The following is an 18,779-nucleotide window of genomic DNA, read 5'->3' as shown; positions in this document are numbered from 1 at the left end:
CACATGCTTTTTTCCTCGCCGAATTGTCGGCGTGGTGCGGCTGGACTTCCGGCCGGTCTGCCAGCGGTGAAGCAAAAATGGCATTCGCCGTTGAAGCCGGTCAACAACAGAGCGTGAATCCGCCTGAACCGGTTTTGAATGAAGGCGGTAGAAAGCTTCTATACCTAAAGCTTCTCTGCGTGCGGGGGCGGCGGGGCGGGCGAGGATGCCAGGTCCACGAACGCCTGGGCCGCGGGCGACAGCGGGCCCGGGCGCCAGACCAGCCGGCCGTGGCGCAGCAGCCGCGGACGGTTGGAGAGCATCCGGGCTCCGCGGAGGGCCGCGTCCTGGGCCATGGAGGTGGGGAGCAGGGATGCTCCGACGCCGGAGAGGACCAGCGGCACGATCATCGCGCGGTGCGCGGTCTCCACCACGATCCGCGGCGCGACGCCCAGCGCGGTGCACACGTCGTCCAGCGCCGCGCGGGTTTCGGTGCCCGGCGGGGTCACGATCAGCTCCAGCGCGGCGAGTTCACGCGAGGTGATGGTGGCGCCGGCCGGATGCGGGTGGTCCGGGGGCAGGACGACATGCATCTCCTGCGCCGGCAGGTCGATGCTGCTCAGGTCCGCTGTGGGCACCGAGGCGTCCACCAGACCGAGCTCGCACTGGCCGGCCGCGACCATGTGCGCCACGGCGGCTCCTCGCTCCGGATCGACCACGCGCACGGAGACCTTGGGATGTGCGCGGTGAAAGCGCCCCAGCATGCCGGCGAGCGGATCGACCGACAGGGTCGTCTGCGAGACGATGTCGAGCCGGCCGCCGCTGAGTCCGAGGACCTCGCGGACCAGGGCGCCGGCCGTGGACAGGTCCCGTAGAACCTGCTGCGCCGGCTGGACCAGCGCCTCGCCCGCCGCGGTGAGTACGACGCCGTGCGGCAGCCGGTGAAACAGGCTGCCGCCGAATTCGCGCTCCAGCGCCCGGATCGCATGCGACAGGGAGGGTTGTGCGACATGGAGTGCAATGGCCGCGGCTGTGAATCCGCCGTGCTCGACCACGGCGATGAAGTATTCCAGCTGGCGTCGTTCCATCGGCTCTCCGTAAATTCCGGGCAACGCTATCACCGGCCGGACGGCGCCGGCACCGGCCGAACAGTGCATCCGGGACCTTGACCCCCGGTCGGCGCTCCACGATGCTGTGTTGCGGCACACGAGATGTGTGCCGTATTGAGCAACTTCTGACTCAGATCTCGTACGCAGATCCCGTACCAGCCGAGGAGTGGCCATGACGCACCAGGTCCGTGGAGTCGTCGCGCGGGGCAAGGGCGCCCCCGTCAGCCTGGAGACGATCATCGTGCCCGACCCCGGCCCGGGCGAGGCGCTGGTGAAGATCGAGGCCTGCGGGGTCTGTCACACCGATCTGCACTACCGCGAGGGCGGCATCAACGACGACTTCCCCTTCCTGCTCGGCCACGAGGCGGCCGGCGTGGTGGAGTCGGTGGGGGAGGGCGTCACCGATGTCGCCCCCGGTGACTTCGTCATCCTCAACTGGCGTGCCGTGTGCGGGCAGTGCCGGGCCTGTCTGCGCGGACGGCCCTGGTACTGCTTCAACACCCACAACGCCAAGCAGAAGATGACCCTGGAGGACGGCACCGAGCTGTCCCCGGCCCTGGGCATCGGCGCGTTCGCGGAGAAGACGCTGGTCGCGGCGGGGCAGTGCACCAAGGTCGACCGGTCCGCGTCGGCGGCCGCCGCCGGCCTGCTGGGCTGCGGCGTGATGGCGGGCATCGGCGCCGCGATCAACACCGGCAACGTCGGCCGCGGCGACAGCGTGGCGGTCATCGGCTGCGGTGGCGTCGGCGACGCCGCGATCGTCGGGTCGAACCTGGCCGGCGCCGCGAAGATCATCGCGGTGGACCTGGACGACCGGAAGCTGGAGACCGCCCGCAAGCTGGGCGCGACCCACACCGTCAACTCCAAGGAGACCGACCCCGTCGAGGCGATCCGCGAGCTGACCGGAGGCAACGGCGCCGACGTCGTCATCGAGGCGGTCGGCCGCCCGGAGACGTACAAGCAGGCCTTCTACGCCCGCGACCTCGCCGGCACGGTCGTCCTCGTCGGCGTGCCCACCCCGGAGATGAAGCTCGAACTGCCGCTGCTCGACGTGTTCGGCCGCGGTGGATCGCTGAAGTCGTCCTGGTACGGCGACTGCCTGCCCTCCCGCGACTTCCCGATGCTGATCGACCTCTATCTGCAGGGCCGCCTGAACCTGGACGCCTTCGTCACCGAGACCATCGCCCTGGACGAGGTCGAGAAGGCCTTCGAGCGGATGCACGGCGGCGACGTGCTGCGCTCGGTGGTGGTGCTGTGATGGCCGCGCGCATCGAACACCTCGTCACCTCGGGCACGTTCTCGCTGGACGGCGGCACCTGGGACGTCGACAACAACGTGTGGATCATCGGCGACGACCACGAGGTGATCGTGATCGACGCGGCCCATGACGCCGACGCCATCGCCGAGGCCGTCGGTGACCGTCGCCTCACGGCCATCGTGTGCACCCACGCCCACAACGACCACATCGACGCGGCGCCCGAACTCGCGGCGCGCACCGGCGGCCCGGTCCTCCTCCATCCCGACGACCTGCCGCTGTGGAAGCAGACCCACCCGGACCGGGCGCCCGACGCCGAACTGGCCGACGGCCAGGTCCTGACGGTGGCGGGGGTCGAACTGACCGTGCTGCACACCCCCGGCCATGCCCCCGGAGCGGTCTGTCTGTACGCGCCGGCGCTCACCGCACTCTTCAGCGGCGACACGCTCTTCGCGGGCGGACCGGGGGCCACGGGAAGGTCGTACAGCCACTTCCCGACCATCATCGAGTCCATCCGGGAACGGCTGTTGACCCTGCCGGGCGGGACCGTCGTGCACACCGGCCACGGGGACACGACCACCGTCGGCGCGGAGGCCCCGCACCTGCAGGACTGGATCGCGCGCGGTCACTGACGCGCTGACCTGCTCGAAGGCACTGATTCCGGTGCCGACCCCTGCCCTGAAGATGTTGCTTATCGTGCGCCTGGTTGCGTGAAAGGCAACATTCGGCAGGGGTCAAAGGGGCCCCGGAACTCCTTGACAAGGGTTCTGGGCGACCTCAGACTGATGTTGCGCTTACCGCAATCCGTTTCGTTATACGCACCGAGGTGTCATGATGATTCCCGTGTGCCGTCTCGCGGATCTCCCGCGAGGTGAGGCCTTCCGGCTCGACATCGATCCGCCGGTCTCGGTGTTCCATACCGACGACGGCGAGGTCTTCGCCATCGACGACACATGCACCCACCAGGACGCCTCGCTCGCCGACGGCTGGCTGGAGGGCTGCGAGGTGGAATGCCCGCTGCACGCTTCGAAGTTCGACCTGCGTACCGGCGCCGTCGACGCCCCGCCGGCCAAGCTGCCGGTGCGTACGCACGAGGTCGTCGTCGAGGACGGCATGATCTACGTCCAGGTGTCGACCGACGCCCCCAACCTGCCGCCCTGCATCGCCTCCCGCCTCGCCGGGGGTCCCGCGTGAGGACGGTCGCCGTGGTCGGCGCCTCACTGGCCGGTCTGTCGGCGGCGCGCTCACTGCGCAAGCAGGGCTACGACGGGCGGCTCGTCGTCATCGGCGACGAGATCCACCGCCCGTACGACAGGCCCCCGTTGTCCAAGGAGTTCCTGGCCGGCACGATCGGCGAAGCCGATCTCGTGCTGGAGACGGACGACGAGGACCTGGGGGCCGAGTGGCTGCTCGGCGCCCGCGCCGCCGGACTCGACCGGACTGAGCGCGTCGTCCGGCTCGCCGACGGCCGGGAGGTCCGCGCCGACGGCATCGTCATCGCGACCGGCGCCGCCGCGCGCAGCCTGCCGGGCGCCGAGGGCCTGGCCGGGGTGCACACCCTGCGCACCCTGGACGACGCCCGCGCCCTGCGGGACGAACTGGCCCGCGGCGGGCGGCTGGTGGTGATCGGCGGCGGCTTCATCGGCGCCGAGGTCGCCTCCACCGCGTACGCCCTCGGGCTCGACGTGACGGTCATCGAGGCCGCCCCGACGCCGCTCGCCGGACCGATCGGCGAGACCATGGGCGCCGTCGTCTCCGCGCTCCACACGGACCACGGCGTACGGCTGCTGTGCGGCGTGGGCGTCAAGGGGCTCAGCGGCGAGCGGCAGGTGGACGCCGTACTGATGGAGGACGGCCGCAGCATCCCCGCCGACATCGTCGTCGTCGGTGTGGGTGCACGCCCGTGCGTCGAGTGGCTCGAAGGCTCCGGCGTCACCCTCGACAACGGCGTCAAGTGCGGTGCCGACGGCCGAACCAGCCTGGCCGGCGTGGTCGCGGTCGGCGACTGCGCCAACTGGTACGACCCCCGGGCGGGCGCGCACCGCCGCGTCGAGCACTGGACCGGCGCACGGGAGCGGCCCGACGCCGCCATCGCCACGCTGCTGGCGGGCGGCGCGGTGGAGCCGGGGGTGCCCCGGCCGCCGTACTTCTGGTCGGACCAGTACGGCGTGAAGATCCAGTTCGCCGGTCATGCGGCCGGTGCCGACAGTGTGACGGTCGAGGAGGGCGCCGCGGACGACCGCAACGTCCTGGCCGTCTACCGGCGGGCCGGCGCGCCGGTCGCCGTGCTCGGGATGAACCAGCCGCGGCTGTTCACCCGCTGGCGCAAGCAGCTGAGCGCTTCGCTGTGAGTGCCGTGATGTGTCGTTTTTCTTCTGCGGCGCCATTGTGGCTGGTCGCGCCCCTCGGCGGAGCCGCACACAAGCACCGTCCCGCGCCCCTGTGGGGCGCTCCTACCACGACGTTCCCGAGGAGTGCACCGTGACCTCGACCAGCCTGCCGGACAGCCTGATCGCCACCCTTCCCGGCTCCTCCTACACGGATCCGGCGGTCTTCGCCCAGGAGCAGGAGCGCATATTCGAGACCATGTGGTTCTGCGTCGCACGCTCCTCCGAGCTGGCCAAGCCCGGCGCCTTCCGCACGGTCGACGTGGGCCGCGAGAGCATCCTCGTCACCCGCGCAAGGGACAACAGCATCCGGGCCTACTTCAACGTGTGCCGGCACCGCGGCGCCAAGCTCTGCACCGAGGAGTCCGGCGAGGTCAAGAGGGCCTTCCAGTGCCCGTACCACGCCTGGACGTACGACCTGAACGGCAAGCTGGTCGCTGCACCCAACCTCACCAAGATGCCCGACGTCGGCCGCACCGAGTACGGCCTGGCGAGCGTGGCCGTCCGCGAATGGCTCGGCTACGTCTGGGTGTGCCTGGCGGAGAACCCGCCCTCCTTCGAGGAGGACGTCATCGGCGAGGTCGTCGCCCGCCTCGGCGACGTCGAGTCGATCGAGCACTACGACATCGACAACCTCTCCGTCGGCAAGCGGATCGTCTACGACGTGAAGGCGAACTGGAAGCTCATCATCGAGAACTTCATGGAGTGCTACCACTGCGCCACGATCCACCCCGAACTCACCGAGGTGCTCCCCGAGTTCGCCGACGGCTACGCCGCCCAGTACTACGTCGGGCACGGTGCCGAGTTCGGTGAGGAGGTGCAGGGCTTCACCGTCGACGGCTCCGAGGGCCTGGACCGCATCCCGGGCGTGGCGGAGGACCAGGACCGCCGCTACTACGCGATCACCGTCCGGCCGCAGGTCTTCATCAACCTCGTCCCCGACCACGTGATCTTCCACCGGATGTACCCGGTGGCCGTCGACCGCACGATCGTCGAGTGCGACTGGCTCTACCTCCCGCACGTCGTCGAGAGCGGCAAGGACGTCAGCCGGTCCGTGGAACTCTTCGACCGGGTCAACCGCCAGGACTTCGACGCGTGCGAGCGCACACAGCCCGGAATGAGCAGCCGGATGTACGCCAAGGGCGGCGTGCTGGTTCCCAGCGAGCACCACATCGGTGCGTTCCACGACTGGGTGAACGAGCGCCTGGGCACCCCCCAGGGCTGACTCAGCCCAGGTAGCCCATCCGGTGGCTGATCTCCTCGGCTCCCTTGATCAGGACCGGGGCGAGCTCGCGCATCCGCTCCTCCGTGAACCGGTAGGAGGGGCCGGAGGCCGTGACCGCCGCGATGACCTCGCCGTCCCGGTCGAGGACCGGCGCGGCCATGGCGTGCAGACCGATCTCCAGCTCCTCCTTGGTCCAGGCGTAGCCGGCCTCGCGCACCTCGGCGAGGTTCTTCTCGAGCTTCGCCTTCGAGGTGATGGTGTGCGGCGTGACCTTCTTCAGGCCTGCCTCGGCCAGCAGCGCGGCGCGCTCCGTGGCGGGCAGGTACGCCAGCAGGACCTTGCCGCTGGACGTCGCGTGCAGCGGCGTCAGCTGGCCGACCCAGTTGTGCGCGGTGACCGCTCCCGGGCCGCGCACCTGGTAGAGGTTGATCGCGTAGTGCTCCTGCAGCACCGCGATGTTGACGGTCTCGCCGATCTCCTCGGCGAGCCGCTCGCAGACCGGGCGGCCCTGCTGAGTGATGTCGATGCGTCCCGTGACCGCGCCGGCCAGGCGTACGATGCCGAAGCCGAGCCGGTACTTGCCGCGCTCGCCCGCCTGCTCCACCAGACCGCGCGCCTCCAGGGCGCCGAGCAGGCGGAAGGCGGTGGACTTGTGAACATCGATCTCGGCGGCCACCTCGCTGACTCCGGCCTCGCCGCGCTGGGCCAGGATCTCGAGGACGCTGATGGCTCGGTCGACCGACTGGACTCCGCCGGCCTGCGAATTTGACGTTTCGGTGTCTCGGCTGTGGTTGCTCACAGCGAAACTATACGCGTAGTACGGTACAAGCTGTTTACGGCCGCGACTCTGACCAGGTCTTTTCTCCTGGTAACGGCCGATTCATGTGATGACGCTCGGTATCCGGGGCAGGCTGATCCCGCGCCGCCCCGGACGCCGAACCGGTCAGCGCTGGGTGTAGATGAAGCCGATCTTGTCGACCTCGTCGCCGCTGCGTCCGTGGAAGCCGGCGATCTGCCGGCCGGAGGGCGCGGTGCGGGTGACGCAGTCGGAGGTCGTGGTGCCGCCTGCCAGGGTGCGGCCGAGGTTCGTCGTGAACTTGGCGTAGAAGATCCGCGTGTGGTCGTTGTACGTGCCCTGGCAGAGCTGAGCAGTCGTTACGTACTCGCCGCTGCCCAGGGTCAGGGAGGACGCGGTGCCGCCCGTTCCGCCGTGGGCGAGGGTGGTGCCGTTCGCCAGGGTGAGGCCCATCTGGTCGACGCGGGAGCCGGAGCGCAGGGCGACGGTGGTGGCGCGGGCGCCGGCCGGGACGCTGTCGATGTCGTTGTAGTAGTCGCCGTGCGGTCCGCCGAACTGGTCGCTGAACTGATACGCGGCGTTGCGCGACCAGGAGAAGCCGACCGTGATCGGGTCGTGGTCGGAGAGCATCTTCCCGTCGTCGGTGAGGAACTTGGCGTGCTCGTTGTTGTAGGACGTCGCGTTGAGCGAGACCAGCTTGCTGCTCCGATACAGGACCTTGTCGACGACCTCGCAGGTGTTGGGCACGGTCGCCCCGGTCTGGTCGCAGACCAGCGCGTCGCTGCCCTTGGCCGGCGGGGTGCCGCCGCGGATCAGCTGCACCCAGGCGTCGGTGAGGCCGTTGGCCGCGCCGAACTCGGCGATGGTGTCGGCGGTGCGGGTGTAGCGGGTGTTGGTGTCACCCATGACCACGACGGCGTTTCCGGCGGAGTGGGTCTTGATGAAGTCGGTGAGCTGGCTCAGGTTGTCGGCGCGTGAGGCCTCGTCGCCGTCGTTGGTGCCGGCGTTGGTGTGCAGGTTGTAGAAGTCGACGTAGACGCCCTCGGCGAGGCGCTCGCGCATGAAGGTGAAGCCCTTGGGGGTCAGGCAGTCGCCGGAGTCGACCTGGCAGGAGTTCCAGTGCACCCGCTCGAAGTCGTCCTCGTCGTAGGGGATCTTCGACAGGGTGTTGAGCCCGCTGCCGATGCCGGCGCCGCCGCTGGTGGGGGTGCGGTAGGCGTGCGCGGTGTCGGCGGCGTAGAGGTAGGAGTGGTAGTTGAAGTCCTCCTCGACATGGACGATGTCGTACGACGCGATCCGCTGGCCGATCGCGGTGGTGCTGGACTCGCGGGGCGTCGGCGCGCTGTTGACGGCCGCGGGCAGGCCCGCGACGTTGTAGCTGAGGACGCTGAAGGTGCCCGGGTCGGCGGCCGCCGCGGAGGGGGCTGCCGCGGTGAGCCCGCCGAGGGCGGCGGTTGCCGCGGCCAGGCAGGCGAGGAGTCTGCGCATGGGGGAAGGCCTCCTGAGGAGGGAAAGCGGTTGCGGTAAGGACCGCGACTGAAGTTACCGCTGGTTACCCATGCTTGTCGTGTACTCGACCGAACATTGTGATGTGCAGCAGGCCGCGAACGGGGGAACGCCCCGTGCGCACGGACGAGTCGCGTACGACGGCCTCAGTACGCGTGGTGGGTCTGCCAGAAGGCCCAGGCCTCGCAGGGGCTGCCGTAGGCGCTGTTCATGTAGTTGAGGCCCCACTTGATCTGGGTGGCCGGGTTCGTCTGCCAGTCGGAGCCGACGGTCGAGTACTTGGAGGCGGGAAGGGCCTGGACGAGGCCGTAGGCGCCGGAGGAGGGGTTCATGGCGTGCATGTCCCAGCCGGACTCGCGGGTGACGATGTTGCTGAAGCACTGGAACTGGCCGCTTGGCACTATCTGTGCCGCCAGCGCCTTGATCTGGGCGGTGGTGTAGGTGGTCAGCACGGGCGCGTCGGCGGTGTGCCGGGAGGCGGCCTCTTTCGCCTCCTTGGCCTTCTTCGCGGCCTCCTGCTTGGCGACCGCGGTCCTGGCGGCGGCCTTGCGGGCGGCCTCCTCGGCGTCCTTCCTGGCGCTCGCGTCCGCCTGGACGGCCTGGACGTCGGCCTGCTGCGTCAGGGAAGCGGTCTGTACCCGGGCCTGCTGCCCCGCGGGTATGTCCGTGAGGAGCGTCGAGTCGGCCGTCGTGGCCTCGGCGTCGTTCGGCTGTGCGGTGGTGCCCGAGGCGACGCCGACGACGCTTCCGACTGCGGTGACCGCAGTGGCCGAGGCCACCGCGAACCCTCGCACCGTGATCGGGTTCACTCGTCTTCCCTCCGGTTCGTCCGTGCCGCCCTGCCGTGACGGCTGCGGGCAACTCGCGGGGCGCGTCAGGCAGTTGGAACACTCTGTCGCGCCGGGGCGGAACGGCGCAATGGTGAAGGAGGTGTGGATGCTCACACCTGTAGCTGCCCGTGCACGGTGAGGTCGCCGAGGTTGCTGTGCCCGCGCATCGCTGCCACCTGCGCGGTGAATGACACCCTTGCAAGTAACGACACCGAAATCATGCCCTTGTAAGTTGCGTGGCTCGCAACCTAGTGCGTATAGCGATACTGGTATTAGCATGCGTCGCGTATCTACGGCGCGAGCGAGACGAGGCACCATGGCTCCCCAATACGACTTCGTCATCGTCGGCGGCGGTTCGGCCGGCAGTGCACTGGCGAACAGACTCTCCGCCGACCCGGACAACAAGGTCCTGGTCCTGGAGGCCGGCCGGTCCGACTATCCGTGGGACGTCTTCATCCACATGCCCGCGGCACTGACGTACCCCATCGGCAGCCGCTTCTACGACTGGAAGTACGAGTCCGAGCCCGAGCCCCACATGGGAGGCCGGCGCATCTACCATGCGCGCGGCAAGGTGCTCGGCGGCTCCAGCAGCATCAACGGCATGATCTTCCAGCGCGGCAACCCCATGGACTACGAGCGCTGGGCGGCCGACCCCGGCATGGAGACCTGGGACTACGCGCACTGTCTGCCCTACTTCCGGCGCATGGAGAACTGTCTGGCCGCCGACCCGGACGACGAGTTCCGCGGCCACGACGGCCCCCTCGTCCTGGAGCGCGGCCCGGCCACCAACCCGCTCTTCGGCGCCTTCCTCAAGGCCACCGAGGAGGCGGGCTACGCGCCCACCGACGACGTCAACGGCTACCGGCAGGAGGGCTTCGCCAAGTTCGACCGCAACGTCCACCGCGGACGCCGGCTGTCGGCCTCGAAGGCATACATCAAGCCCGTCAGGAAGCGGCCCAACCTGACCATCAAGACCCGCGCCCTGGTCACCCGCGTCCTCTTCGAGGGCAAGAAGGCCGTCGGCGTCGAGTACCAGCGCGGCAAGGGCGCCCTGCAGCAGGTGCGCGCCAAGGAGGTCATCCTCTGCGGCGGCGCGATCAACTCCCCGCAGCTGCTGCAGCTGTCCGGCGTCGGCAACGCGGAGGAGCTGCGCGCCCTCGGCATCGACGTCGTGCACGACCTGCCGGGCGTCGGCGAGAACATGCAGGACCACCTCGAGGTCTACATCCAGTACGCCTGCAAGCAGCCCGTCTCCATGCAGCCGTACCTGGCGAAGTGGCGGGCCCCCTTCATCGGCCTGCAGTGGCTGTTCCGCAAGGGCCCGGCCGCGACCAACCACTTCGAGGCCGGCGGCTTCGCCCGCAGCAACGAGGACGTGGACTACCCCAACCTGATGTTCCACTTCCTGCCGATCGCGGTCCGCTACGACGGCTCCGTGCCCGCGGGCGGACACGGCTACCAGGTCCACGTGGGCCCCATGTACTCCGACGCCATCGGCTCCGTGAAGATCAAGAGCAAGGACCCGCGCGAGCACCCGGCCCTGCGCTTCAACTACCTCTCCACCGAGCAGGACCGCCGCGAGTGGGTCGAGGCGATCCGGGTGGCCCGCAAGCTCCTCAACCAGCCCGCGCTCGCCCCCTACAACAACGGGGAGGTCTCGCCCGGCCCGTCCGTCGAGACCGACGAGGAGATCCTCGACTGGGTCGCCAAGGACGGCGAGACGGCCCTGCACCCGTCCTGCACCTGCAAGATGGGCACCGACGAGATGTCCGTCGTCGACCCCACCAGCATGCGGGTGCACGGCGTGGAGGGCCTGCGGGTCGTCGACGCGTCGGTGATGCCGTACGTCACCAACGGCAACATCTACGCCCCGGTGATGATGGTCGCCGAGAAGGCCGCCGACCTGATCCTCGGCAAGGAGCCCCTCGCCCCGTCGAAAGCCGCGTACTACCGCCTCCGCGACGCCGAGAAGCAGGCCGGGTAGACCTTGGACGCCGCAGGACTCCGGGCGCTGCTGGACAGCGTCCGCTACGAGGTGCTGCCCGCGAAGGCGACCGAGGACAAGGTCCTCGCCCATGTCCCGCGCGACGTCGTGGTCACGGTCACGGCGTCGCCGGTCAAGGGCCTGGAACCGACTCTCGATCTGACGGGCCGGCTCGCTGCGCACGGCTATCGCGTCGTGCCGCACATGCCCGCGCGGCTGCTGCGGGACGAGGTGCATCTGAAGGAGGTCGTCGAGCGGCTGCGCGAGGCGGGCGTGGACGACGTCTTCGTCCCGGCGGGCGACGCGGACCCGCCGGCCGGGGCCTACGACGGCGCGCTGCCGGTGCTGCGCAGGCTGGGCGAGCTGGGCGACCCCTTCGCCCGCGTGGGTATCACCGGCTATCCCGAGAGCCATCCGCTGATCCACGACGACATCACCATCCAGGCGATGTGGGACAAGCGCGCGCACGCCACGTACATCGTCAGCAACCTCTGCTTCGATCCGCGCGTGCTGGGGGAGTGGATCGCCCGGATACGGCGGCGGGACGTCGCCCTGCCCTTGTACGTGGGCGTTGCCGGGCCCGTGCAGCGGACGAAGCTGCTGGCGATGGCGACGAAGATCGGGGTGGGGGAGTCGACGCGGTTCCTGACGAAGCATGCGTCGTGGTTCCTGCGGTTTGCAGCCCCGGGGGGCTATTCACCGGAGAGGCTGCTGACCCGCAGTGAGGAGGCGCTCACGGCGCCTTCGGCGGGGGTGGCGGGCCTGCACGTGTTCACTTTCAACCAGATCGCCGAGACCGAAGTGTGGCGCCGGGCGCTGCTGGAGCGGCTCGGGGGCTGAGCTGCTGGGGGCTGCCGCCCCCAGACCCCCGCTTTCGGCCCTTGAGGGGCCTCGTCCTCAAACGCCGGACGGGCTGGAATTGCCGGCCGGCGCCCGCATGCATCCGTATACAGAGGGCGCCGTGCCGTACCGCTCAGCGGAAGACCACCGTGCGGTTGCCGTCCACCATGACGCGGCTCTCGCTGTGCCACTTCACCGCGTGGGCCAGTACCTGTGCCTCGACGTCGCGGCCGACCGTGACCAGCTCCCCGGGGTCGAGCGAGTGGTCGACGCGGACCACGTCCTGCTCGATGATCTGGCCCTCGTCCAGGTCCGAGGTCACATAGTGCGCCGTCGCGCCGACGAGCTTGACCCCGCGGTCGTAGGCCTGGACGTATGGGCGTGCGCCCTTGAAGCTGGGGAGGAAAGAGTGGTGGATGTTGATCGCGCGGCCCTCCAGCTGCTTGCACAGGTCGTCGGAGAGGACCTGCATGTAGCGGGCGAGTACCACGAGGTCGACGTCCAGCTCGCGCACCAGCTCCAGCAGCCGCGCCTCCGCCTCCGGCTTGGTCTCCTTGGTCACCGGGACGTGGTGGAAGGGGATGCCGTAGGTGTCCGCAAGGCTCTCGAAGTCCCGGTGGTTGGAGACGATCGCGGGGATCTCGATGTTGAGGGCGCCTGTGCGGCGGCGGAAGAGCAGGTCGTTCAGGCAGTGGCCGAACTTGGACACCATGATCAGCGTCCGGGTCGGGGTCGAGGCGTCCCACAGCTTCCAGGAGATGCGGTAGGCCTCGGCGACGGGACCGAACCGGTAACGCAGAGTTTCCAGATCCGCGTTTGGATCGGAAACGTCGAAGTGGACCCTCATGAAGAAACGGCCCTGGAGTCGATCATCGAACTGCTGGCTCTCCAGGATGTTGCCGGAGTTCCTGACGAGGAAGCCGCTCACGGCGTGGACCAGTCCCGCGCTGTCGGGACACGAGAGGGTGAGGACGTACTCACGGCCAGGTTGCGGGCGAGGGGACATATGCGGCCTCCATCGGTGCGTATTGCACAACAAGGTGAGCGATACGCAACATGGTCGGCTCGGTGCCCGCCTGCGGTCAAGGGGTGGCCGGGCAAGTGACGGCATGGCGAAATCGTCATCCGCCAACTACTTGACGTATGTGTGGACATTCGCCAGGGTGTTCCACCACAAGCAATTGAATGCACGATGCGCAACGAATTTCGGTTGAAAGGCTTGGCGCGTGGCAGATCTGTATGTGGACGGAGAGTGGCGGGAGCCGGTGGCCGGCGGGCGCCGCGAGATCCGCTGCCCCGCTGACGGCACGCTCGCAGCGACCGTAGCGGAAGGGACGCGTCCGGACACGGAGGCGGCGATCGCCGCGGCCCGCCGAGCCTTCGACGAGGGGCCCTGGCCCCGCACCCCCGAGCGCGAGCGCGGCGCACTGCTGCTGCGCACCGCAGACATCCTCGAGCGCGACGCCAAGGAATTCGCCCGCGCCGAGTCGCTGGACACCGGCAAGCGGCTGGTGGAGAGCGAGTACGACATCGCCGACGTCGTCTCCTGCTTCCGCTACTACGGCGGGATCGGCGGCACCGATGCGGGTCGTGTGATCGACACCGGGCGGGACGACGCCGTCAGCCGCGTCGTCTATGAGCCGGTCGGTGTCTGCGGGCTGATCACTCCCTGGAACTACCCGCTGCTGCAGGCCAGTTGGAAGGTCGCCCCGGCGCTGCTCGCGGGCAACACGATCGTCCTGAAGCCCAGCGAGCTCACCCCCTCCACCTCCATCCTGCTGATGAAGGCGCTGGAGGAGGCCGGGCTCCCGGCCGGCGCCGCCAACCTCGTCCTGGGCACCGGTCCGGAGGTGGGCGCACCGCTCTCCGAGGACCCGGCCGTCGACATGGTCTCCTTCACCGGCGGCCTGGAGACCGGCAAGCGGATCATGGCCACCGCCGCCGCCACCGTGAAGAAGGTGGCGCTGGAGCTCGGCGGCAAGAACCCCAATGTCGTCTTCGCCGACGCCGACTTCGAGACGGCCGTGGACTTCGCTCTCACGGCCGTCTTCCTGCACTCGGGGCAGGTCTGCTCGGCCGGTGCCCGGCTGATCGTCGAGGACTCGCTGCACGACCGCTTCGTCGACGAGGTGGTCAGGCGTGCACGGCAGATCCGGCTGGGCGGGCCCTTCGACGCCGATGCCGAGACCGGCGCGCTGATCTCCGCCCAGCACCTCGCGAAGGTCGAGGCGTACGTCGCCGCCGGCATCGCCGAGGGCGCCGTACTGCGCTGCGGCGGCGAGCGGCCGGACGACCCGGCCCTCGCGAACGGCTTCTACTACCCGCCGACCGTCCTCGACGAGTGCCGGCAGGACATGAACGTGGTGCACGAGGAGTCCTTCGGGCCCGTGCTCACGATCGAGCGCTTCACCGATGAGGACGATGCCGTACGCATCGCCAACGACACCGAGTACGGACTCGCCGGGGCCGTCTGGACGCAGGACGCCGGGAAGGCCCAGCGGGTCGCCCGGCGGCTGCGCCACGGCACGGTGTGGATCAACGACTACCACCCCTATGTGCCGCAAGCGGAATGGGGTGGCTTCGGGCACTCGGGCGTGGGACGGGAGCTGGGACCGACCGGCCTGGACGAGTACCGAGAGCCCAAGCACATCTGGCAGAACATCCAACCCCGGCCGCAGCTCTGGTTCCGCGGCTGAACGCCGAAAAGAGGTCGATCGTGACCCCCACACAGACCGAGGTGGCGCAGCGGCGCGGCACCCCTCAGGACTCGGACGGCACGCCCGTCATATCTGTGCGCAATCTGTGGAAGGTGTTCGGGCCGAAGGCCGACCGGGTGCCGGAATCGGAGGAGCTGTGCGGGCTCAGCCGCCGCGAGCTCATGGACCGCACCGGATGTACCGCCGCCGTGCGCGACGTCAACTTCGAGGTCGCGCCCGGTGAGGTCTTCGTCGTCATGGGCCTGTCCGGCTCCGGCAAGTCCACCCTGGTGCGATGTCTGACCCGGCTGATCGAACCCACCTCCGGTGAGGTCGTCTTCGAGGGCCAGGACATCCGCCAAGCCGACGACAAGCGGCTGCGTGACCTGCGCCGCCGCAAGTTCTCCATGGTCTTCCAGCACTTCGGGCTGCTGCCCCACCGCAGGGTGGTGGACAACGTGGCCTTCGGCCTGGAGATCCGCGGCATGAGCAGGGCCGAGCGCACCAAGCGGGCCATGGAGGTCGTCGAGCTGGTCGGCCTCGCCGGCTACGAGAACTCCTACCCCGACCAGCTCTCCGGCGGTATGCAGCAACGCGTGGGCCTGGCAAGGGCGTTGGCCGGAGACCCGGACGTCCTCTTCTTCGACGAGCCGTTCTCCGCGCTCGACCCGCTGATCCGCCGCGACATGCAGAACGAGGTCATCCGCCTCCACCACGAGGTCGGCAAGACCATGGTGTTCATCACCCACGACCTCTCCGAGGCCCTCAAGCTGGGCGACCGCATCCTCATCATGCGCGACGGCAAGATGGTCCAGTGCGGCACCGGCGACGAGCTCGTGGGCGCCCCGGCCGACGACTACGTCCGCGAGTTCGTCAAGGACGTGCCCCGCGGTGACGTGCTCACCCTGAAGTGGATCATGCGGGCCCCGGAGGACGGCGATGACCTCGACGGCCCCGAACTGGGCCCGGACGTCGTGGTGAAGGAGGCCACCCGGGTCGTCCTGGCCGCCGACAAGCCGGTCAAGGTCGTCGAGAACGGCAAGCTGCTCGGCATCGTCGGTGACGAGGAGATCCTCGCGGTGGTCGCCGGGCAGGAAGGCGACGCGTGATGACCGTCGCCATAGAGAAACCCGAGAAAACAGACGCCGTAGCAGAGGTCGCGCCAGCCAAGGGCGCGCGCAAGGTCAGCCGGCCCATGGTGATCGGCGCGATCCTCGTCGTCTGGCTGGTGCTGTTCGCCGTCCTGCGCGGCAAGCAGACCCTGTCCCTGGCGGTGGCCGATCTGACCGATCTGCACCGGTGGATCAACGACTTCAACGACTCCATCGGCGCCAACCGCAACTCCAACCCGCTCTTCCTGTACTTCTTCAACGAGATCCGGCTGGTCATCGACAACCTGGTGACCTTCGTCCAGCACCTGATCTCCCAGCCGTCCGGGGCCCGCCCGGTCCCCGAGATCGGCTGGCTCGGCGTCGTCGGCCTCGCCGGGTTCGTCTCCTGGGCCGTGGGCAACTGGAAGGTCGCCCTGCTGGCCGTGGCCGGCTTCACCTTCTTCGGGCTGCAGGGGCTGTGGCAGGAGAGCATGGACACCCTGGCGCTCATCCTGTGCGCGGTGTTCGTGGCCCTGCTGTTCGCGATCCCGCTCGGGGTGTGGGCAGGTCTCTCGGACCGGTTCAACCGGATCGTCACGCCCTTCCTGGACTTCATGCAGACGATGCCGACCTTCGTCTACCTGGCGCCGCTGACCCTGTTCTTCCTCATCGGCGGCGCGTCCGCGACGATCGCCACCGTGATCTACGCGGCCCCGCCGACGATCCGCATCACGGCGCACGCCATCCGCAACGTGTCGAAGACGACGGTCGAGGCCGCCGACTCCCTCGGCGCCACGCGGCGGCAGTCGCTGCTGAAGGTCCTGTTGCCGATGTCCAAGCGGACCGTGGTGATGGGTGTGAACCAGACCATCATGGCCGCCCTGGCCATGGTGACCATCGCGGCCCTGATCAACGCACCGGGCCTCGGGGTGAACGTCCTGCAGGCACTGCAGTCGCTCGACGTCGGCACGGCCTTCAACGCGGGCCTCGCCATCGTGATCATGGCGATCGTGCTGGACCGGGTCACGACCGCGGCCAGCGCACGCGAGGAGCACGCACGCAACTCCAAGAACCGCTTCGAGAAGTGGCGCAGGCCTCTGCTCGGCGCCGGCGCCGTGGTCACGGTGGTCCTGATCTACCTCTCGCACACCTACCTGTGGGCCGCAGACTTCCCCGGTGACGGCACCGTCGGAACCCACATCGCGAGCGCGACGGACACCGCGGCCACCTGGGTGCAGGACAACCTGTCGGGTCTGACCAACGCCTTCCGCGACACCATCACCAACGGCCTGCTCAACCCGTTCCAGACGCTGCTCACCGACTCCCCGTGGTGGCTCGTCGGCGCGGTGCTGGTCGCACTGGCAGTGGTGCTCGGCGGCTGGAAGGCCGGGATCACCACGGCCGTGTGCGTGGGCCTGCTGGTCGCCACCGGTGTGTGGTCGGACGCCATGACGACGATGGCCTCGACGCTCGTCGCGACGGTGCTCGTGATGATCCTCGGCATCGTCTTCGGGGTGTGGATGGGCCGCAGCATGATGGCTGACCGGATGATCCGGCCCACCCTGGACGCGGCCCAGGTCATGCCGCCGTTCGTCTATCTCGTGCCGTTCCTCGCGCTGTTCGGCGCCACCCGCTTCACGGCCATCGTCGCGGCGATCGTCTACGGAGCGCCGGTCGCCATGAAGATCATCGCGGACGGGATCCGGGCGGTGCCCGAGACCACCGTGGAAGCGGCCACCTCCGCCGGGTGCAACACCTGGCAGATCATCACCAAGGTCCAACTGCCGATGTCACGCAGTGCCCTGACGCTCGCGACCAACCAGGGCCTGATCTACGTGCTGTCGATGGTTGTGGTGGGCGGCCTGGTAGGAGCGGGCGCCCTCGGCTACGACGTCGTGGCCGGATTCTCCCAGAACGAGCTGTACGGCAAGGGGCTGGCGGCGGGACTCGCCATCGTACTGCTCGGAGTCATGTTCGACCGGATCACTCAGGCAGCGGCGCGACGCGCGAGCGCATAAGGAGCAGGACACCATGGCAAGACACTGGCAAGCCGGCGCGGCCGGCCTGGCCGTCCTCGGCCTCACCCTCACTGCCTGCGGCGGGGCGAAGGTCGGCGACAGCTCCTCCGCGGGCTCGGGCAGCTCGGGCAAGTGCGGCACCTTCAACCTGGCCGTCAACCCGTGGGTGGGCTACGAGGCCGACGCGGCGGTCGTCGCATACGTCGCGCAGCACAACCTCGGCTGTACGGTCACCAAGAAGAACCTGAAGGAACAGATCGCCTGGCAGGGCTTCGGCACCGGCGAGGTCGACGCGGTCCTGGAGAACTGGGGCCACGCCGACCTGGTGAAGAAGTACATCGGCGGCCAGAAGACCGCCGTCGACGCCGGCCAGACCGGCAACAAGGGCATCATCGGCTGGTACGTGCCGCCGTGGCTGGCCAAGGCGCACCCCGACATCCTCCAGTGGAAGAACCTCAACAAGTACGCGTCGCAGTTCAAGACCTCGGAGTCGGGCGGCAAGGGCCAGCTCCTGGACGGCGACCCGTCTTACGTCACCAACGACGCGGCGCTGGTGAAGAACCTGAAGCTGAACTTCAAGGTGGTGTACGCGGGCAGTGAGGCGGCCCTCATCACGGCCTTCCGCGACGCCGAGAAGAACAAGAAGTGGGTGATCGGCTACTTCTACGAGCCGCAGTGGTTCCTGTCCGAGGTCCCGCTGAAGAAGGTCTCCCTGCCCGCGTACAAGACGGGCTGTGACACCGACGCGGCGAAGGTCGCCTGCGACTACCCCGTCTACAACCTCAACAAGATCGTCAGCGCGAAGTTCGCCAAGTCGGGCAGCCCCGCCTACAACCTGGTGAAGAACTTCAACTGGACGAACGACGACCAGAACGAGGTCGCCAAGTACATCGCTCAGGACAAGCTGTCCGACGATGCGGCGGCCAAGAAGTGGGTCGAGGCGAACAAGGACAAGGTCGACGCCTGGATCAAGTGAGCCGAGGCCACGAGCCGGTTGAACATGCCCGGCGGGCGGTGCGTGCAGATGCGCGCCGCCCGCCGGGCATTGCCATGTTCAGGGCGG

16 protein-coding genes are annotated in these 18,779 nt (G+C 68.9%); 11 read left to right on the top strand and 5 right to left on the bottom strand.

Going from position 1 to position 18,779, the window contains the following annotated elements:
• Positions 1 to 164 precede the first annotated feature (164 nt).
• Positions 165 to 1,067, bottom strand: a complete 903-nt coding sequence (locus ACFY10_RS40735) for a LysR family transcriptional regulator (RefSeq protein ID WP_390670354.1) — start codon at positions 1,065 to 1,067, stop codon at positions 165 to 167.
• Between the two features lie 193 nt (positions 1,068 to 1,260).
• Here ACFY10_RS40735 and ACFY10_RS40730 point away from each other — a divergent pair, with 193 nt between their 5' ends.
• From ACFY10_RS40730 to ACFY10_RS40710, 5 genes are all read left to right on the top strand, one after another.
• On the top strand, positions 1,261 to 2,346 hold the full coding sequence (locus tag ACFY10_RS40730) for an S-(hydroxymethyl)mycothiol dehydrogenase (protein WP_390670353.1): 1,086 nt from the start codon (positions 1,261 to 1,263) through the stop codon (positions 2,344 to 2,346).
• The gene (locus tag ACFY10_RS40725; RefSeq protein WP_390670352.1) at positions 2,346 to 2,975 is read left to right on the top strand and encodes an MBL fold metallo-hydrolase; all 630 of its coding nucleotides are present in this window, start codon (positions 2,346 to 2,348) and stop codon (positions 2,973 to 2,975) included. The genes ACFY10_RS40730 and ACFY10_RS40725 overlap by 1 nt, the downstream gene beginning before the upstream one ends.
• Positions 2,976 to 3,174: 199 nt before the next feature.
• Entirely contained in the window at positions 3,175 to 3,537 is a 363-nt protein-coding gene (locus ACFY10_RS40720; protein WP_030928447.1) for a bifunctional 3-phenylpropionate/cinnamic acid dioxygenase ferredoxin subunit, read from the top strand.
• A complete protein-coding gene (locus ACFY10_RS40715; protein ID WP_390670351.1) occupies positions 3,534 to 4,694 on the top strand; it encodes an NAD(P)/FAD-dependent oxidoreductase in 1,161 nt (386 codons plus the stop codon). Before ACFY10_RS40720 ends, ACFY10_RS40715 begins: the two co-directional genes overlap by 4 nt.
• 130 nt (positions 4,695 to 4,824) lie before the next feature.
• On the top strand, positions 4,825 to 5,955 hold the full coding sequence (locus tag ACFY10_RS40710; protein ID WP_390670350.1) for an aromatic ring-hydroxylating dioxygenase subunit alpha: 1,131 nt from the start codon (positions 4,825 to 4,827) through the stop codon (positions 5,953 to 5,955).
• 1 nt (position 5,956) lies between these two features.
• On the opposite strand, the gene ACFY10_RS40705 is transcribed toward ACFY10_RS40710, so the two are convergent.
• The 3 genes from ACFY10_RS40705 to ACFY10_RS40695 all read right to left on the bottom strand — a co-directional run bounded on the left by ACFY10_RS40705 (position 5,957) and on the right by ACFY10_RS40695 (position 9,066).
• Positions 5,957 to 6,754, bottom strand: coding sequence for an IclR family transcriptional regulator (locus ACFY10_RS40705; protein WP_390670349.1), 798 nt, complete (start codon positions 6,752 to 6,754; stop codon positions 5,957 to 5,959).
• A 144-nt stretch (positions 6,755 to 6,898) separates the two neighbouring features.
• Positions 6,899 to 8,239 carry a jacalin-like lectin gene (locus ACFY10_RS40700; RefSeq protein ID WP_390670348.1) on the bottom strand — a complete coding sequence of 447 codons (1,341 nt, stop codon included), beginning with the start codon at positions 8,237 to 8,239 and terminating at the stop codon, positions 6,899 to 6,901.
• Positions 8,240 to 8,403: 164 nt separating this feature from the next.
• A complete protein-coding gene (locus ACFY10_RS40695) occupies positions 8,404 to 9,066 on the bottom strand; it encodes a transglycosylase SLT domain-containing protein (protein WP_390670347.1) in 663 nt (220 codons plus the stop codon).
• A gap of 337 nt (positions 9,067 to 9,403) precedes the next feature.
• On the opposite strand from ACFY10_RS40695, the gene betA reads away from it, so the two are divergent.
• Both betA and ACFY10_RS40685 read left to right on the top strand, forming a co-directional pair.
• Positions 9,404 to 11,071: a choline dehydrogenase gene (gene betA, locus ACFY10_RS40690; protein ID WP_390670346.1), complete on the top strand. Its 1,668-nt coding sequence runs from the start codon at positions 9,404 to 9,406 to the stop codon at positions 11,069 to 11,071.
• 3 nt (positions 11,072 to 11,074) lie between these two features.
• Entirely contained in the window at positions 11,075 to 11,911 is an 837-nt protein-coding gene (locus tag ACFY10_RS40685) for a 5,10-methylenetetrahydrofolate reductase (RefSeq protein WP_390670345.1), read from the top strand.
• A gap of 133 nt (positions 11,912 to 12,044) precedes the next feature.
• Here ACFY10_RS40685 and purU read toward each other — a convergent pair whose 3' ends face one another.
• Positions 12,045 to 12,917, bottom strand: coding sequence for a formyltetrahydrofolate deformylase (purU, locus tag ACFY10_RS40680; protein ID WP_390670344.1), 873 nt, complete (start codon positions 12,915 to 12,917; stop codon positions 12,045 to 12,047).
• Positions 12,918 to 13,137: 220 nt separating this feature from the next.
• On the opposite strand from purU, the gene ACFY10_RS40675 reads away from it, so the two are divergent.
• Genes ACFY10_RS40675 through ACFY10_RS40660 form a run of 4 tightly spaced genes read left to right on the top strand, consistent with a single transcriptional unit; the run spans position 13,138 to position 18,692 of the window.
• On the top strand, positions 13,138 to 14,607 hold the full coding sequence (locus ACFY10_RS40675) for an aldehyde dehydrogenase family protein (protein WP_390670343.1): 1,470 nt from the start codon (positions 13,138 to 13,140) through the stop codon (positions 14,605 to 14,607).
• 20 nt (positions 14,608 to 14,627) lie between these two features.
• The gene (locus tag ACFY10_RS40670) at positions 14,628 to 15,716 is read left to right on the top strand and encodes a glycine betaine/L-proline ABC transporter ATP-binding protein (protein ID WP_390670342.1); all 1,089 of its coding nucleotides are present in this window, start codon (positions 14,628 to 14,630) and stop codon (positions 15,714 to 15,716) included.
• Positions 15,716 to 17,716: an ABC transporter permease gene (locus tag ACFY10_RS40665; protein ID WP_390670341.1), complete on the top strand. Its 2,001-nt coding sequence runs from the start codon at positions 15,716 to 15,718 to the stop codon at positions 17,714 to 17,716. Before ACFY10_RS40670 ends, ACFY10_RS40665 begins: the two co-directional genes overlap by 1 nt.
• Positions 17,717 to 17,729: 13 nt before the next feature.
• Positions 17,730 to 18,692 (top strand): ABC transporter substrate-binding protein, encoded by a 963-nt coding sequence (locus ACFY10_RS40660; RefSeq protein WP_390670340.1) that lies wholly within the window; start codon positions 17,730 to 17,732, stop codon positions 18,690 to 18,692.
• Positions 18,693 to 18,779 lie beyond the last annotated feature (87 nt).

The sequence above is a fragment of the Streptomyces sp. NPDC001401 genome (genome assembly GCF_042895385.1).
In the GTDB taxonomy this organism is placed as follows: domain Bacteria; phylum Actinomycetota; class Actinomycetes; order Streptomycetales; family Streptomycetaceae; genus Streptomyces.
Note: the sequence above shows the minus strand (reverse complement) of the source record. Positions and strands in the feature narration are given on the sequence as shown.

Coding starts and splice junctions, on each gene's coding strand:
- ACFY10_RS40700 (WP_390670348.1), bottom strand. CDS start 8,239: ATGCGCAGACTCCTCGCCTGCCTGGCCGCGGCAACCGCCGCCCTCGGC.
- ACFY10_RS40720 (WP_030928447.1), top strand. CDS start 3,175: ATGATGATTCCCGTGTGCCGTCTCGCGGATCTCCCGCGAGGTGAGGCC.
- ACFY10_RS40735 (WP_390670354.1), bottom strand. CDS start 1,067: ATGGAACGACGCCAGCTGGAATACTTCATCGCCGTGGTCGAGCACGGC.
- ACFY10_RS40730 (WP_390670353.1), top strand. CDS start 1,261: ATGACGCACCAGGTCCGTGGAGTCGTCGCGCGGGGCAAGGGCGCCCCC.
- purU (WP_390670344.1), bottom strand. CDS start 12,917: ATGTCCCCTCGCCCGCAACCTGGCCGTGAGTACGTCCTCACCCTCTCG.
- ACFY10_RS40660 (WP_390670340.1), top strand. CDS start 17,730: ATGGCAAGACACTGGCAAGCCGGCGCGGCCGGCCTGGCCGTCCTCGGC.
- betA (WP_390670346.1), top strand. CDS start 9,404: ATGGCTCCCCAATACGACTTCGTCATCGTCGGCGGCGGTTCGGCCGGC.
- ACFY10_RS40665 (WP_390670341.1), top strand. CDS start 15,716: ATGACCGTCGCCATAGAGAAACCCGAGAAAACAGACGCCGTAGCAGAG.
- ACFY10_RS40725 (WP_390670352.1), top strand. CDS start 2,346: ATGGCCGCGCGCATCGAACACCTCGTCACCTCGGGCACGTTCTCGCTG.